Consider the following 15,383-nt stretch of genomic DNA (forward strand, 5'->3'; position numbering starts at 1 on the left):
GCCCACCCGACACACCCGAGTTCACATAGGACCAGCGCGGCATGCGGGCGTCGATGGTGTGAAAAGAGCGGGCGGGGACCCGGCAGTTTGCCGGTAGGGCGATCACCGCTTTTCGCCGGGCGGCATTGACGGAGACCACATCGAAACGGATGATCTTCACGGTGACGTCCTACGGCGGCTGCCTCCGTTCGAGTTCCGCCGTCCGTCTACTGCGGTGACGGATTGCCCAGGTCGGATCCGGAAGCCCGCACGACCGACAGGAGTGCCCGTTGAAGTCGATCATTCCCCCCGCCCGCCACCCGAGAACGGCCGCCATCACCTCGTTGAGTCCTCGATGGCCAAGACGGGCGGGCGCCCTCGGTATGGCGGTCGTCATGTCCGTCGGGCTGGCGACGGCCGCCGCCGCGGCCCCCGATCCACAGCAGAGCGCTGCCGTGATCGGGTTGGCCATCGCAAAGGTCAAGGCGACCACCAACGCCGAACGTCAGAAGCTGGTGGACCTTGGTCTGGACGTGATCGACTTCAGCGGCACGCATGCCGAGGTGCTGCTGCACGGCCCGGCTGACCGCGCGCGACTCGCCGGTGGAAACTGGCAGGTGGAGGTGTCCGACGCGGCGGACCAACTCGCCGCCATGACAGCCGAGCGGATGGTCGAGGCGCAGCGGGAAGCTGCGCGGCAGGCGGACCCCACGCTCGCCTCCGGCCTGCCGAGCGGCCGCGTGTCGTACCGGACGCTGGACGAGGCCGAACGCGAGATGCGGGAGCTCGAGCGCCGCTACCCCGACAAGGTGAAGGTGTTCGCGCTCTCCCGGAAGTCCCTGCTGGGGCACACGATTCTGGGCATGGAGATCAGCAGCGACGTGCAGACCGACTCCGGTGAGCCGGTCTTCCTGACGACCGGCCTGCATCACGCCCGCGAGTGGCCGACGCTGGAATTCACCATGGAGTTCGCCCGGGACGTCCTGCAGAGCTACGCCACGGACAGCCACATCAGAAAGCTCGTCGACTCCTCCCGGTTGGTCATCGTGCCGGCCGTGAACCCGGACGGCTACACGATGTCGCGGGACCTCATCAATGAGATGAAGCGCAAGAACTGTCGGGTTGCGGCCGGTCAGGTGCCGACCTGGGAGCAGTGCGCCGCCGCGGACAGCCGGCAGCTCGGCGTGGACCTGAACCGCAACTACGGAGCGTTCTGGGGAGGCCCGGGATCGAGCGCCTCCCCGACCGCCGAGAACCACCACGGCGCGGCCCCGTACTCCGAGCCGGAGATCGCGGCCATGACCGACCTGCTGAACAGCCACCAGGTCGTGGTCGCGGTGAACAACCACACGCCGGATGCCCGGTTGCTGCGTGCCCCGGCGTCACCGCTGGAGCCCGTACCGGCCGAGGTGGCCCTCTACGACGGCCTGGCGCAGCAACTCGGCGCGGCCCTCGGTGGCTGGCCGACCGGGCCCTGGCCCGACGTCTACTACGTCGCCAGCGGCGTGGCGGAGCAGGAGGGCCTGTACGCGAACGGCACCCTCGGCTTCACGCCGGAGCTGACGCCGGGGCACAGCGGTCTCGAACGGTTCCACCCGCAGTACCAGTACGTCATCGACCAGTACCGCGGAACCGGGTTCTACGCGGGGTCGAGCATCCGCGACGCGCTCCTCATCGCCTGGGATGCCGCCAACGATCCGCGTACGCACTCCATCCTCACCGGGTCGGCGCCGCGGGGCATCGAACTCACCATCAGCAAGGACGTCTCGGTTGACTCCTCGCCGGTCGAACGCGACGGCGAGATGGTCGTGCTGCCGTCCGACCTGCGCATCGAGAGCACGATGCGGGTGCCCGACAACGGGCGGTTCGAGTGGCATGTCCTGCCGTCCCTGCGGCAGAGCCAGCAAAGCTCCACCCTGCTGCGGGAGAGCTGGGTGGTGTCGTGCCGGAACCCCGCGGGCAAGATCCACCGTTCGGTCCGGGTCACGATCGGCCGTGGCGAGACCAAGGCTATCGACATGAGCGGCTGCCCGGCCGGGCCGAAGAAGCCGATCGGCTCCGGGCGCTGACGTCGACGGAGAGCGTCGCCTGGCGGCTCGGCCCGCCAGGCGACGCTCTCTCCCGGAAGCCGCGTTCGGCATGATTCGCCAGTCTTCCGGGCAAGCTCGACGTCGCCGCCGCATCTCCTCAACACCGGCCCCTGGACCGCGCCTCGTGCCGCCCCCGTGCGCCGGCGGTCGCTCGACCAGATCGTGATCGTCGACTTGCGACGTTGGATGGCCGGAACGCTATCGAACGCCGTCGAAGTTGCGTCAGCTGTCTGGTGCCCCTCCGTGAGCCGGTCGCTACGGTCAGGTGACCGGCAGTGAGGCCGGTGAATGTAGCCAGCTGAGACGACCGCCTACCGGCAGACGGCCTGTGGTCCGGGCGATGCCGTCGCGGTGGTCCCGGCCCGGGGACGGCACGAGCCGGTTGCGTCGTCGACCGTACCCGGCCGTGTGCCGCCAGGTGGGGTCGCCGGCCGACGACGGAAGGGGACTTCGATGGTGCGACGAGAGCTGCGCCAGCGGGCTGTCGGCCTCACGGCTGCCTCCTGCGCGGCGGCGTTGACTCTTGCGCTGGGCTTCACCAGCCCGGCGGCGGCCAGCCCGGACGAGGTTGGGCCGGTCTTCGTGGACGGTCAGGCCCAGATCGTCCCCGAGTTCGCGAACTCCAGCGGTTGGATCCGGCAACAGCTGTGGGTGGAGACCGAGTTCGACTCCGACGGCGACGGCGAGCTCGACCGCATGCACGTGGACGTCACCCGGCCCGGGCAGACCGCGCAGGGGTTGAAGGTACCGGTCGTCTACGAGAGCAGCCCCTACTACGCGGGGACGGCATCCAGCCAGCCGCAGTACTTCTGGAACGTGCGACACGAACTCGGTGAGCAGCCGCCGGCTCGAATCTCGCCGCCGTCGATCGCCCACCAGCCGGGCCGGACCTCGGTGTCCAGCAGCGAGATCAACACCTGGGTGCCGCGAGGCTTCGCCGTGGTGCACTCCGACTCCCCGGGCACCGGCCTCTCGCAGGGCTGTCCGACGGTCGGTGGGAGCAACGAGTCGCTGGCGCCGAAGGCGGTGATCGACTGGTTGAACGGCCGCGCGAAGGGATACGCCAGCGTCAACGGGGATCAGGAGGTCTCGGCGACGAGCTGGGCGACCGGCAAGGTCGGTATGACGGGCACGTCGTACAACGGGACCCTGCCGCTCGCCGCCGCGACCACCGGCGTTGACGGCCTTGAGGCGATCATCCCGATCGCACCGAACACCTCGTACTACCACTACTACCGCTCGAACGGGCTGGTGCGGAATCCCGGCGGCTGGGTCGGTGAGGACATCGACTACCTGTTCGACTACATCAACAGCGGCTATCCGGAGCGTCGGGCGTACTGCATCGAGACGGTCCGCGTCGGCGAGATGAACCGCCACCAGGACCGCGCGAGCGGCGACTACAACGACTTCTGGGCGGGCCGGGATTACCTGCACGCCGTCGGCGGCGTCAAGGCCGCCACCCTGATGGCGCACGCGTTCAACGACTGGAACGTGGTGCCCGAGCACAGCGTGCGGATCCTCGACGCGCTGAAGGCGCAGGGCACACCGGTGCAGGCGTACTACCACCAGGGCGGGCACGGCGGCGCACCGCCGCTGGACATGCGCAACCGGTGGTTCACCCGCTACCTGTACGGGGTCCGGAACGGCGTCGAGAACGACGCGCGGGCCTGGGTGGTGCGCAACGAGACCGGCGCGAGCCAGCTCACCCCGTACGCGGACTACCCCAACCCGGCCGCGGCGCCGGTCACCATGGTGCCGGAGCCCGGTGGTGACACCACCGGTGGACTGACCTCGTTGGCGCGGCCCGGCGAGGGCGTCGAGTCGCTGGTCGACGCCGGCAACACCGCCTGCAACGCCGGCATGCTGGCGACGAGCGTGTCCGAGCACCGGCTGCTCTACGTGACGCCGGAACTCACCGCGCCGGTGCACATCTCCGGTACGGCGGAGGTGACGCTGCGGATGAGCGCGAGCACGTCGGCGGCCAACCTGTCGGTGGCCCTCGTGCGGTTGCCGTGGACCGGCGGATCGGGCTGCGAGTCCAGCACCCGGGGCGCCGCGACGAGCATCATCACCCGTGGCTGGGCGGACCCGCAGAACCGCCACTCGCTCACCCGGAGCGAGCCGCTGGTGCCCGGCGAGTTCGTTGACCTGACCGTGCCGCTGCAGCCGGATGACCAGGTAGTCCCGGCCGGCTACCGGATCGGCCTGATGGTCTTCTCCACCGACCACGAGTTCACCCTGCACCCCGCTCCGGGCACCGTGCTCAACGTCGACCTGGCCGCGACGGCTCTGCGGTTGCCGGTGGTCGGCGGGCCGCTGGCGATGCCGATCTGCGCGAGCGCCGACACCCGGGCGACGGTCGTGGTCGGCGGCGTCGACAGCGGGGTGGCCAACCGCCCGCTGGCCGGCACCTGCACGATCAACGACCACATCCTCGATGGGGAGCAGTGGCCGACCCACGGCCAGTTCGTCACCCACGTGAACCAGGTGGCGGACCAGATGGTGACGGCGGGGGTGCTCACGTCGGCACAGCGTGGCTCCATCGTCTCGGCGGCCGCCCGGTCCAGAGTCGGCACGTGACGAGGGACCCGGTGGGCGCCGCCGTCGCGATGGTGAGCGGCGGGGCGCCTGCGGCGGTTCCGCAGGCTGATGCGGACGGTGAGGTGGACCGCCGGTGAGATGTCGCGTTGGACACCGCCTGGCCGTACCGGGTACGCCGGCGACCAGGCGTGCGCCTCACACGCCCGCGAGGAGCGCGTCGAGCGGTCGCGGCAGCGTGTCGCGGTCGACCGCCGCCTCGACGAGCAGCCGCGCGTACCGCTGATTGCGCCGTGAGCTGCTGCGCAGGAACCGCCACAGCTGCGCCTCGGGCTGCCGGCCGCGCCACGCGGGTTGGCTCTGGAACGACCGGAACGATCGCAGGTCGCCCTGCGCGTCGAAGAGTTCTTCGACCTGTGCGGTGCCCAGCGCCCGGATCAGCTCGTCCTCCAGGTCCTTGACGCAGACGTGGAACCCGAGGTGCTCCATCTCGGCGCGCGTACGGGGTGAGCCGACCCCGCCGACGTGCAGGCCGCGCCGGAACACCTCCTCCTCGCGTACGTCGCAGAGGCCGGCACGTCGTACCCGGGAACCCAGCGGCGCCAACGTCGTGAGGAAGTGACCGATCGCGTGCGCCCCGCCGATCGGCACGATCACGACCCGCTCCGCTTCGAGGTCCCGGCCGCGGCCGGCGGCGGCCGTTTCGAGGGCGAGCTGGTCGCTGATGCCCTCGACGAGCACCACGGCCCGGGCCGACCCGACCTTCGCCAGGGCCTGGGTGGTGGCCCGGATCGACGCGGCGTTGCCGCCCAACCGGCCGTCGATCGCGCCGGCGGTGGACGTGTCGGCTCGTCCGGTCATCGCCATGACCGCCATCATCGGTGATACGCCCGCCGGCCGACCAGAGGTTTACCGCTGGCGGCCGCGATCCGGCAGGGCGGCTACACGTTCCACCAGATCGGTGTCCGGGGAGCCGGGCTCAGCCGTGCAGCGCCGCCACCAGCAGGTCGTGCGTGGCGGCGTCGAAGGCGACGAGGCGGACGTGCGCGACGCTCGTGGGTGTCGCCCGGATGGTCGAGACCGCGATCTGCGCCGCCCGGTCGGCCGGGAAGCCGTACACGCCGGTGGCGATGGCCGGGAAGGCGACGGTGCGGGCGCCGATCTCGTCGGCCACCTCCAGGCTGCGCCGGTAGCACGACGACAGGGTGTCGACCTCCCCGTGACCACCGCCCTCCCAGATCGGCCCGACGGCGTGGATGACGTGGCGAACGGGCGGGTCGAGATCGAACGCGGGCGTGGCGACGGCCTCGCCGGGCTCGCAGGGCGCGAGGGCCGCGCCGGCGCGGGCCAGTCTCGGGCCCGCCGCGCGGTGGATCGCCCCGTCGACACCGCCGCCACCCATCAGCGACTCGTTCGCCGCGGTCACGATGGCGTCGACGTCCTCGGCGGTGATGTCACCGCGCACCACGTCGATCACAGGCATGGGTCGATCGTCCCATGCCGGCCCCGCGAGCGCCCGACGCCGGTGGACCGGCGGCGCGAGCGACGTCGCAGCCGCGGAAGCCAGCAGACCTATTGACATTCGATAGGTAACGAGCGATAGTCGATGCATGGTGACAGAACATCGGGCGGTGGCCGCTCTCCGTGTCTTCCTCGTGCTGCTGTTCGGGATCCTGGTCGTGTTCCAGACCCTCTCGCTGCCCGGGCAGTTCGCGCACATGGCCAAGGAGTCGCCGGACATGGCGTATCTGCGGTGGCCGGCGACCGCCGTGACGGTGTTCTGGGTGCTGTGCGTCCAGGTGGTCATCGTCTGCACCTGGAAGCTGCTCGGCATGGTCAAGGCCGACCGCATCTTCAGCCCGGCGTCACTGGCGTGGGTGGACGGTATCGTGTGGTCCATCGCGGCGGCGTGGGTGGTGCTCCTCGGTGTGTTCCTCTACGTCGGCTTCAACGCCGACGATCCCGGTCTGCCGCTCCTGCTGTTCCTGCTGGTGGTGGGCGTCGCGGTGGTGGGGTTGCTGATGGTGGTGATGCGTGCCCTGCTGCGGCAGGCCACCACGCTGCGCACCGACATGGAAGCGGTGATCTGATGCCCATCGTCGTGCGCATCGACGTCGAGCTGGCCAAGCGCAAGATGAGCGTCGGTGAGTTCGCCGAACGGGTCGGGCTCACCCCGGCGAACGTCGCGGTGCTGAAGAACGGGCGGGCCAAGGCCGTCCGGTTCAGCACCCTGGAAGCGATGTGCCGGGTGCTGGAATGCCAGCCCGGCGACCTGCTCGAGTGGGTCGACGAATGAGCCGGGGGCACACGGCGGGAAGCCCCGCGACGTACGTCCTGCTGGTCGCCGCCGTCGCGCTCGGCGTCGCCGGGATCGTGTACGGGGAGGGCGACGACTCTCCCGGCCTGCAGGTCCTCGGCGGCGTGCTCGTCGTCGGCTCCGTCGTGCTCGGGGTGCGCGCCCTCCGGCGCGGCAGGTAGCCACCGAAGCGTGCCCGTAGCCACGGAAGGCGTGCCCGCGCGTCCGGTCGCGCGAGCACGCCCCCACGTCATGAGCTCCCGGTCACGGTGCCGGTGTCACCGCAGCGGCCGGAAGCCGGCACGGATCTCCTCCGAGAGGAGCTGCGGCTGTTCCCAGGCCGCGAAGTGTCCGCCCCGGTCGAGCCGGTTGTAGTGGACGAGGTTCGGGTAGGCCCGCTCCGCCCAGCTCCGGGGCGCCTGGTAGAGCTCGTCGGGGAAGACGCTCAGGGCGGCCGGGACGGTGACGCCCTTGGCGGAGAAGAAGGAGTACGGGTTCTCCGCGTAGAGGCGGGACGCGGAGACGCCGGTGTTCGTCAACCAGAAGAGCGTGATGTTGTCGAGGACGTCGTCCCGCGACAGGCCACCCGGGTTGCCCGCGAACGCGCGCGAGATCAGCGCCAGGCTGGCCGCGTCGTGGTCGAGGAGGAAGGCCGCCAGGCCGACGGGCGAATCCGCGAGCCCGGTCAGCGTCTGCGGGCGGGTGCCCATCATGAGGGCGTAGGCGGCGTGTTTCCACAGGAAGTCCAGCTGCTCGCACGCCTGCCGCTCGTCCGCGGACAGGTCCGACGGCAGCGAGCCGAGCGCGTCGTACGCCCCGCTGATACCGGCCTGGAGCGTGCGGTCGATGTCGGGCGGGACGGTGCCGGGCATGTTGGTGTGGATGCCCACCAGTTCCGGGGGCGCCTGCACACCCATCAGGTCCGTGACGATCGCGCCCCAGTCCCCGCCCTGCGCCACGAACCGCGTGTAGCCGAGGCGCCTCATCAGATCCGTCCAGGCCCGGGCGATGCGGTCGGGACCCCAGCCGGGCTCGGTCGGCTTGCCCGAGAACCCGTAGCCGGGCATGGAGGGAATCACCAGGTGGAAGGCGTCCGAGGCGTTGCCGCCGTGCGCCGTGGGGTTGGTGAGCGGGTCGATGATCTTCAGCTGTTCGATCACCGAGCCGGGCCACCCGTGCGTGACGATCAGCGGCAACGCGTCGTCGTGCGGCGAGCGGACGTGGATGAAGTGGATGTCCAGCCCGTCGATCTCGGTGATGAACTGCGGCAGGGAGTTGAGCCTGGCCTCGACCGGACGCCAGTCGTACTCCTTCTCCCAGTAGCGGGCGAGCGCCTGGCTCGTCGCGAGCGGCACACCCTGCGACTGGTCCGGGACGGTCTCCTTCTCCGGCCAGCGGGTGGCCGCGATACGCGCACGCAGATCCTCGAGCTGCGCGTCCGGGATCTCCACCGTGAACGGCCGGATCGCTGCCGCGACCGGTGGCGCCTCAGTCTTGACGGCCATTGCGTGTCACCCTTTCCGTTCCGGGCTCGTCGAGCGGAACCACGCGCTTACCCGCTGCTCGCGGTCATAACGAGTGCGGTGCCTCGCGTCCGGAGTCGGCGACGGGCGTCCGTTCGTACGGTCCGGGGCCCGCTCGGGGCGATTGGCCCCCGATGTCCGTGCTGGCCCGCGGCGGAGTTCGAATGGGCCTACGCTGACACGCGGTTGGACGCCGCGACGGGCGACGCCCAGGACGGAAGGGGTTGACCGACATGACAGAGACCGTCACGTCCAAGGACGGCACCGCCCTCGCCGTCGACGTCGTCGGCCAGGGCGCGCCGGTGATCCTCGTCGGTGGCGCGTTCAACGACCGGTCGACAGTGGCCGCGCTGGGCGCCGAGCTGTCCTCGGCCTACACGGTGGTGACCTACGACCGGCGCGGCCGGGGCGCCAGCGACGACCGGGGCGAGGGCTACCGCGTCGCCAACGAGGTCGACGACCTGGCCGCGGTCATCGCGCACGCGGGTGGCCGGGCATCGCTGTTCGGCCACTCCTCAGGGGCCGTGCTCGTGCTGGAGGCGGCCATGAGCGGGCTGCCGATCGAGCGGGCCGCCGTCTACGAGCCGTCGTACCGTGCCGACGAGAGTCAGCCCGCGCCTCCCGCCGACGTCTACGAGCGGCTCACGGCCGCGGTCGCGGCGGGGGACCGCGACGGCGCCGCGGAGCTGTTCCTCGGTGAGGTGGTCGGCGTCCCCGCCGGGGCGGTCGCCGGGATGAGGGCCGGCGAGGCGTGGTCGTTCCTGGCCGACAAGGCGCCGAGCCTGCCGTACGACGTGCTGCTCAGCACCCCGTGGCGGCTGATGCCGTTCGAGCGGCTCGCCCGGATCGACGTGCCGGTGCTCGCGGTGTACGGCGACCAGACCGCACCCGGTCTGGCGGCGGCCACGCGCGCGGTGGCCACCACTGTGCCCGGAGCCGAGCTGAGCGTGATGGCCGGGGAGGACCACGCGGTGCTGCAGCGGCCGGCGGCGCTGGCGCGGATCCTCGCGGCGTACCTCGGCTGAACCGCCGGTCCGGTCCGCCGGCCGCCGGTGGTAGCGTGCGAAGCGCGCGACTGGCGAGGGTGGGTGACCACCGGGGAGCGCTGTCAGCTGGAGCATCGTCCGCCTGGGTGCTCCTCGCCGCGAGGTGAGGAGCCGGGCATGACCGCGACGTTGATGGACGGGCGGGCGGAGTCCCGCCGGCTGCTGGACGAGACGGCGGTTCGCGCCGCGACGTTCGCCCGTACGCGGGGGCGGCGGCCCTGCCTGGCCACGGTGCTGGTGGGTGACGATCCCGCCTCCCGCACGTACGTGCGCATGAAGGTCACCCGCTGTGCGGCGACGGGGATCGAGTCCCGCCGGGTCGACCTGCCCGCGGAGACCACCACCGAGCAGCTGGTACGCGTGCTGCGGGACCTGTCCGCCGACCCGCTGGTGGACGGCATCCTGTTGCAGCACCCGACGCCCGCCCACATCGACGAGCGGGCCGCGTTCGAAGCGATCGCCGCGGACAAGGACGTCGACGGTGTGACGGGCGCGTCGTTCGCCGCGATGGCGTTCGGCGGGCCCGGCTTCGCGTCGTGCACGCCGGCGGGCATCCTGCGCCTGCTCGACGCCTACGAGGTGCCGCTGCGGGGGCGGCGGGCGGTCGTCGTGGGGCGCAGCGCGATCCTCGGCAAGCCCGTGGGGATGCTGCTGCTGGCCCGGGACGCGACCGTCACGTACTGCCACTCCCGCACGCTCGACCTGGCCGCGCACGTCGCGGAGGCGGACGTGGTGGTGGCCGCCGTCGGCCGTCCCGAACTCGTCCGCGGCGACTGGATCAAGCCGGGTGCCGTGGTGATCGACGCCGGCTACAACCCGGGGAACGTCGGTGACGTCGAGTTCGAGGCCGCGGCGGCCCGCGCCGGCCTCATCACCCCCGTCCCGGGTGGGGTGGGGCCGATGACGATCGCCGTGCTGCTGTCGCAGACCGTCGAGGCCGCGCACCACCACGGATAGGCCGACCCCGCTCGCCGGTCCCGGCGGCTTCGGTGATCAAGAGGTTCGCGTCAGGAAACGCGCCCAGCACTACGCGAACCTCTTGATCAACCCGGGGTGGGGCGGTGGCGGCCCGCCGGGGGAGTAGCGTCAGCCGGCGGGTACCGATGGGGCGAGGAGGCTGCGGGTGCAGACGACGACGGTGGACGTCACGACCAGCGACGGGACGGCCGACGCGTACCTCGCGCGGCCGGACGGGGACGGGCCGTTCCCGGCCGTCCTGGTGTTCATGGACGCGTTCGGGCTGCGTCGCCGGATGGCCGAGATGGCCGAGCGGATCGCCGAGCGCGGCTACGTGGTGCTCGTGCCGAACCTTTTCTACCGGGCCGGCCGGGCGCCGCTGTTCGACCTCTCCCTGCTCGGCGACCCGCAGCAGCGCGGGGCCATCTTCGAGCGGATCGGGCCGTACGTGGCCGCGCTGACCCCCGAGGTGGTCGCCCGGGACACCGGCGCGTACCTGGACTTCCTGGCCGCGCGCGACGACGTGGCGGCCGGGCCGGTCGCCGCCGTCGGCTACTGCATGGGCGGGATGAACGCGCTGCGGGCCATCGAGGCGTACCCGGACCGGATCGCCGCCCTCGCCAGCTTCCACGCCGGCCGCGTGGTCACCGACGCCCCCGACAGCCCGCACCGGGGGGTCGGCTCGGTCACCGGCGAGCTGTACTTTGCCCACGCCGACCAGGACGGGTCGATGACCGCCGAGCAGATCGCCACGCTAGAGCGGACCCTCGACGACGCCGGGGTGCGCTACCGGTCGGAGGTGTACGAGGGCGCGACCCACGGGTTCACCATGGCCGACACCGCCGCCTACGACGAGAAGGCCACCGAGCGGCACTGGGCCGCCCTGTTCGACCTGCTCGACCGCACCTTCGGCCGCTGACCGGCCGACCCGGTCGGCCCCGACGCGGCCACCGACGCCCCGCCGGTCGGACGCGCGGACGACACCGGCGTCCCGCCGCCGGCATGGGGGCCACGCAGCGGGGTAGGTCGGTCGCCAGGCGTACGAGGTGAGGTGACCGATGGCCGGATCGTGGTTGCTGGGGGCCGGGGTGGGCGAGCCGGGCCGGCGGCCCACGGCGCTGCTCGTGGGCGTGCACGGGGAGGACGGCGGCGACACCGACTCGTCGACCGCGACCTCCCTCGCGGAGCTGCGCCGGTTGGCCGACACCGACGGCCTCGCGGTGGCCGACGCCGTGGTGCAGAACCGGCCCCGGCCCGACCCGGCCACGTACCTCGGCTCCGGAAAGGTCGACGAACTGGCCGTGCTGGCCGAACGCACGCAGGCGGACCTCGTGATCGCGGACGGGGAGCTGTCCCCGGGGCAGGTCCGCAACCTGGAGGAACGGGTCGGGGTGCGGGTGGTGGACCGCACCGCCCTGATCCTGGACATCTTCGCCGAACATGCACGCACCGGAGAGGGCCGGTTGCAGGTGGAGCTGGCGCAGATCGCGTACCAGCTGCCGCGGCTGCGCGGCGACGGCCGGTCGCTGTCCCGGGTGGGTGGCGGGCGTACGGCCGGCGGCGCCGGCATGGGTGTGCGCGGCCCGGGTGAGATGCGGCTGGAGACCCAGCGCCGGCGGCTGCGGCAGCGGGCGACTCGGCTGCGCCGCAACGCCGCCGAGCTGGCACGGCGGCGGGAGCGCACCCGCAACCGGCGGGCCCGCAACCAGGTGCCCTCGGTATCCATCACGGGGTACACCAACGCGGGCAAGTCGGCGCTGCTCAACCGGCTGACGGGCGCGGACGCCCAGGTGCAGGACGTGCTGTTCGCGACCCTGGACCCCACGGTCCGGCGGTTGACCGCGGGCGGCCTGACCTTCACCGTCACCGACACGGTGGGCTTCGTCCGGCACCTCCCGCACCAGCTCGTGGACGCGTTCCGCTCGACGCTGGAGGAGGTCGGCGGCAGCGACCTGGCGCTGCACGTGGTCGACGCGTCCGCGCCCGACGCGCTCGACCAGATCACCACGGTGCACGGGGTGCTGCACGAGATCGGCGCCGGCGACGTGCCGGAGCTGCTCGTGCTCAACAAGATCGACATCGCGCCGACCGACTGGGTGGACTGCCTGTGCCGCGCCCACCCGCAGGCCGTGCCCGTGTCCGCGCTCACCGGACAGGGGATCGCCGACCTGCGGACGACGCTGGCCACGCGGCTACAGCGGCGCTGACCCCGGCGGCCGCGGCGACGCCGACCACCGCGGACGGTGGGACGGGTGCTGCGTGCGTCCGGCCCATCGGTCAGGATGGCTTGCGGGGGCGGCCGCCGCGCGCGTCGGCCGCCTCCCGGCCCCGCCGGCCGTCGGGGCGACGCCGTGGAAGGAGACCCGTGTCGTCCACCCTGCTCTCCCGCCGGGACCTGACCTTCCTGCTCCACGACTGGCTCGACGTGACCCGGTTGACGGAACGCCCCCGGTACGCCGAGCACTCCCGGGAGACCTTCGACGCGGTGCTGGACCTCGCCGAACGGGTGGCCACAGAGCACTTCGCCCCGCACAACCGGGCCGCCGACCTCCACGAACCCACCGTCGACGGGCAGCGGGTACGCCTGATCCCCGAGGTCAAGGCCGCGCTGGACGTGTTCGCCGGCACCGGGCTGCTCGCGTCCACCCTGGACGAGTCGGTCGGCGGCCTGCAACTGCCGCACACCGTCGCCGCCGCCTGCTTCGCCTGGTTCCAGGCGGCCAACGTGGCCACCTCGGCGTACCCGATGCTCACCCTCGGCAACGCCAACCTGCTGCTCGCGTACGGCAGCGCCGAGCAGGTCGACACGTGGGTGCGCCCCATGGTGGAGGGCCGCTACTTCGGCACCATGTGCCTGTCCGAGCCGCACGCGGGCAGCTCACTCGCGGACATCACGACGCGCGCGGAGCCGCAGGACGACGGCACGTACCGCCTCCATGGCACCAAGATGTGGATCTCCGGCGGCGACCACGAGCTCGCCGAGAACATCGTCCACCTGGTGCTGGCCCGCATCCCCGGCGGCCCGCCCGGCGTGAAGGGCATCTCGCTGTTCGTGGTGCCGAAGGTGCTCGTCGACCCGGACGGCACGCCCGCCGCCCGCAACGACGTCGTGCTCGTCGGCCTCAACCACAAGATGGGCTACCGCGGCACCACCAACACGTTGCTGAGCTTCGGCGACGGCGGGCACCAGCCGGGCGGCCGGCCCGGCGCCGTCGGCTACCTGGTGGGCGAGCCGCACCAGGGGCTCGCGCAGATGTTCCACATGATGAACGAGGCCCGGATCGGGGTGGGCGCCGGCGCGACCGCCCTCGGCTACACCGGCTACCTCAAGTCCCTGGCGTACGCCCGCGACCGGCCGCAGGGCCGCCCGCTCACCGCCAAGGACCCCGCCACGCCGCAGGTGCCGATCGCGTCCCACCCGGACGTGCGGCGGATGCTGCTCGCGCAGAAGAGCTACGTGGAGGGCGCGCTGGCGCTGGTCCTCTACTGCGGGCGGCTGCTCGACGAGCAGAGGACCGCGCCGGCGCCGGCCGACCGGAACCGCGCGGGCCTGCTGCTCGACGTGCTCACCCCGATTGTCAAGAGCTGGCCGTCGCAGTGGTGCCTGGCCGCCAACGACCTGGCGATCCAGGTGCTCGGGGGCGCCGGCTACACCCGCGACCACGACGTGGAGCAGCACTGGCGCGACAACCGGCTCAACCCGATCCACGAGGGCACCCACGGCATCCAGGCGCTCGACCTGCTGGGCCGCAAGGTGACCATGCGCGGCGGCGCGGGTCTCGCGGCGCTCGCCGCGACGATCGGCGCGACCGTGGGCCGGGCCCGCGGGGCCGGTGGCGAGGCCGCCGACCTGGCCGGGCGGCTCGCCGCCGCGATGGACCGGGTCACGGCCGTCACCCGACGGCTGTGGGACACCGGCGACCCGGAGGTGGCGCTCGCGAACGCGAGCCTCTACCTGGAGGCGGTCGGCCACGTGGTGATCGCCTGGATGTGGCTGGAGCAACTGCTCGCCGCCGACGCGGCGGCCGCCGCCCGCCCCGACGACGAGCTGTACGCCGGCAAGCGGCAGGCGGCACGCTTCTTCTTCCGGTACGAGCTGCCCCGCACCGGGCCGCAGTTCGACCTGCTGGCGAGCCTTGACCGGACCACGCTGGAGATGCGCGACTCCTGGTTCTGACCGGCCGGTCGCCGGTCGCCGGGCGCGCCCGTGGCGCCGGGCGTCAGCCGTCGAGCCGGGCCACGTAGACGGTGTTGGCCGACTCGCCCCCGGTGAGCGGGTTGGGGAACGGCACGACGTGCGCCCGGACGTCGGCGAACACGGTGGCGAGGGCGGCCTCCACGTCCGGGTCGGGTGGGTCGTCGGACCAGAGCGCGAACACCCCGCCCGGGTGCAGGTGGTCGGCGAGCCGGCGCAGCCCGGCGGGCGTGTAGAACGGGGCGTGCCGCGGGTGCAGCAGGTGGCGCGGGGAGTGGTCGATGTCGAGCAGGACGGCGTGGAACCGGCGGCCCGGCCGGTCCGGGTCGAACCCGTCGCCGGCCGCGGCCGCGAAGAAGTCGGCCCGCACGAGACGGGTACGCGGGTCGTCGGCCAGCCCCGCGGCGAACGGCAGCAGACCCCGGCGGTGCCAGTCGATGACGTCCTCGATCGCCTCCACCACGAGCAGCGACCGCACGCGGTCGTCGGCGAGCGCGGTCCGGGCCGTGTAGCCGAGGCCGAGCCCGCCGACCACCACGTCGAGGTCGGCGCCGGCCAGCGCGGCCAGTCCCAACCGGGCCAGCTCGATCTCCGCGACCGGGAAGAGGCTGGACATCAGGAATGCGTCGTCGAGCTTGACCTCGTACACGTCGACCTGAAGGGTGGGGTCGCGGCGCCGACGCAGGCTGATCTCACCGATCGGCGTCTCCCGCCAGGCCAGTTCCTCGAAGCGCGCGCTCACGTGGTGCCCTCTCCCCG

Annotated in this window: 14 protein-coding genes and 1 riboswitch; of the genes, 10 read left to right on the forward strand and 4 right to left on the reverse strand. The window is 72.4% G+C overall.

Going from position 1 to position 15,383, the window contains the following annotated elements; all coding sequences use genetic code 11:
• Nucleotides 1–374 precede the first annotated feature (374 nt).
• Nucleotides 375–2,048, forward strand: coding sequence for a M14 family zinc carboxypeptidase (locus D7193_RS32420; RefSeq protein ID WP_158674900.1), 1,674 nt, complete (start codon nucleotides 375–377; stop codon nucleotides 2,046–2,048).
• Nucleotides 2,049–2,522: 474 nt separating this feature from the next.
• Nucleotides 2,523–4,649, forward strand: coding sequence for a Xaa-Pro dipeptidyl-peptidase (locus D7193_RS32425; RefSeq protein WP_120783489.1), 2,127 nt, complete (start codon nucleotides 2,523–2,525; stop codon nucleotides 4,647–4,649).
• Nucleotides 4,650–4,805: 156 nt separating this feature from the next.
• Here D7193_RS32425 and D7193_RS32430 read toward each other — a convergent pair whose 3' ends face one another.
• Nucleotides 4,806–5,474, reverse strand: a complete 669-nt coding sequence (locus D7193_RS32430) for an ATP-dependent endonuclease (protein ID WP_241563718.1) — start codon at nucleotides 5,472–5,474, stop codon at nucleotides 4,806–4,808.
• Between the two features lie 112 nt (nucleotides 5,475–5,586).
• Nucleotides 5,587–6,090, reverse strand: coding sequence for an O-acetyl-ADP-ribose deacetylase (locus D7193_RS32435; RefSeq protein WP_120783490.1), 504 nt, complete (start codon nucleotides 6,088–6,090; stop codon nucleotides 5,587–5,589).
• Nucleotides 6,091–6,238: 148 nt separating this feature from the next.
• On the opposite strand from D7193_RS32435, the gene D7193_RS32440 reads away from it, so the two are divergent.
• From D7193_RS32440 to D7193_RS32450, 3 genes are read left to right on the forward strand one after another with little or no spacing between them, the layout of a single operon-like run.
• Nucleotides 6,239–6,697 (forward strand): DUF2975 domain-containing protein, encoded by a 459-nt coding sequence (locus D7193_RS32440; protein WP_241563720.1) that lies wholly within the window; start codon nucleotides 6,239–6,241, stop codon nucleotides 6,695–6,697.
• Nucleotides 6,697–6,903 carry a helix-turn-helix domain-containing protein gene (locus D7193_RS32445; protein ID WP_120783492.1) on the forward strand — a complete coding sequence of 69 codons (207 nt, stop codon included), beginning with the start codon at nucleotides 6,697–6,699 and terminating at the stop codon, nucleotides 6,901–6,903. Before D7193_RS32440 ends, D7193_RS32445 begins: the two co-directional genes overlap by 1 nt.
• Nucleotides 6,900–7,085 carry a hypothetical protein gene (locus D7193_RS32450; RefSeq protein ID WP_120783493.1) on the forward strand — a complete coding sequence of 62 codons (186 nt, stop codon included), beginning with the start codon at nucleotides 6,900–6,902 and terminating at the stop codon, nucleotides 7,083–7,085. The genes D7193_RS32445 and D7193_RS32450 overlap by 4 nt, the downstream gene beginning before the upstream one ends.
• A 96-nt stretch (nucleotides 7,086–7,181) precedes the next feature.
• On the opposite strand, the gene D7193_RS32455 is transcribed toward D7193_RS32450, so the two are convergent.
• Nucleotides 7,182–8,408 (reverse strand): epoxide hydrolase family protein, encoded by a 1,227-nt coding sequence (locus D7193_RS32455; RefSeq protein ID WP_120783494.1) that lies wholly within the window; start codon nucleotides 8,406–8,408, stop codon nucleotides 7,182–7,184.
• 251 nt (nucleotides 8,409–8,659) lie between these two features.
• On the opposite strand from D7193_RS32455, the gene D7193_RS32460 reads away from it, so the two are divergent.
• From D7193_RS32460 to D7193_RS32480, 5 genes are all read left to right on the forward strand, one after another.
• Nucleotides 8,660–9,451, forward strand: coding sequence for an alpha/beta fold hydrolase (locus tag D7193_RS32460; protein ID WP_120783495.1), 792 nt, complete (start codon nucleotides 8,660–8,662; stop codon nucleotides 9,449–9,451).
• 36 nt (nucleotides 9,452–9,487) lie between these two features.
• A riboswitch (ZMP/ZTP riboswitch) is annotated at nucleotides 9,488–9,567 on the forward strand.
• 22 nt (nucleotides 9,568–9,589) lie between these two features.
• The gene (locus tag D7193_RS32465) at nucleotides 9,590–10,429 is read left to right on the forward strand and encodes a bifunctional 5,10-methylenetetrahydrofolate dehydrogenase/5,10-methenyltetrahydrofolate cyclohydrolase (RefSeq protein ID WP_120783496.1); all 840 of its coding nucleotides are present in this window, start codon (nucleotides 9,590–9,592) and stop codon (nucleotides 10,427–10,429) included.
• A gap of 166 nt (nucleotides 10,430–10,595) precedes the next feature.
• Entirely contained in the window at nucleotides 10,596–11,348 is a 753-nt protein-coding gene (locus D7193_RS32470) for a dienelactone hydrolase family protein (RefSeq protein WP_120783497.1), read from the forward strand.
• 139 nt (nucleotides 11,349–11,487) lie between these two features.
• On the forward strand, nucleotides 11,488–12,636 hold the full coding sequence (gene hflX, locus D7193_RS32475) for a GTPase HflX (protein ID WP_120783498.1): 1,149 nt from the start codon (nucleotides 11,488–11,490) through the stop codon (nucleotides 12,634–12,636).
• Between the two features lie 158 nt (nucleotides 12,637–12,794).
• Nucleotides 12,795–14,606, forward strand: coding sequence for an acyl-CoA dehydrogenase (locus tag D7193_RS32480; RefSeq protein WP_120783499.1), 1,812 nt, complete (start codon nucleotides 12,795–12,797; stop codon nucleotides 14,604–14,606).
• A gap of 43 nt (nucleotides 14,607–14,649) precedes the next feature.
• Here the strand turns inward: D7193_RS32480 and D7193_RS32485 are convergent, their stop codons facing one another.
• Nucleotides 14,650–15,366 carry a polyamine aminopropyltransferase gene (locus D7193_RS32485; protein ID WP_120783500.1) on the reverse strand — a complete coding sequence of 239 codons (717 nt, stop codon included), beginning with the start codon at nucleotides 15,364–15,366 and terminating at the stop codon, nucleotides 14,650–14,652.
• Nucleotides 15,367–15,383 lie beyond the last annotated feature (17 nt).

It is taken from the genome of Micromonospora costi, assembly GCF_003626655.1.
Classification (GTDB): domain Bacteria; phylum Actinomycetota; class Actinomycetes; order Mycobacteriales; family Micromonosporaceae; genus Micromonospora; species Micromonospora costi.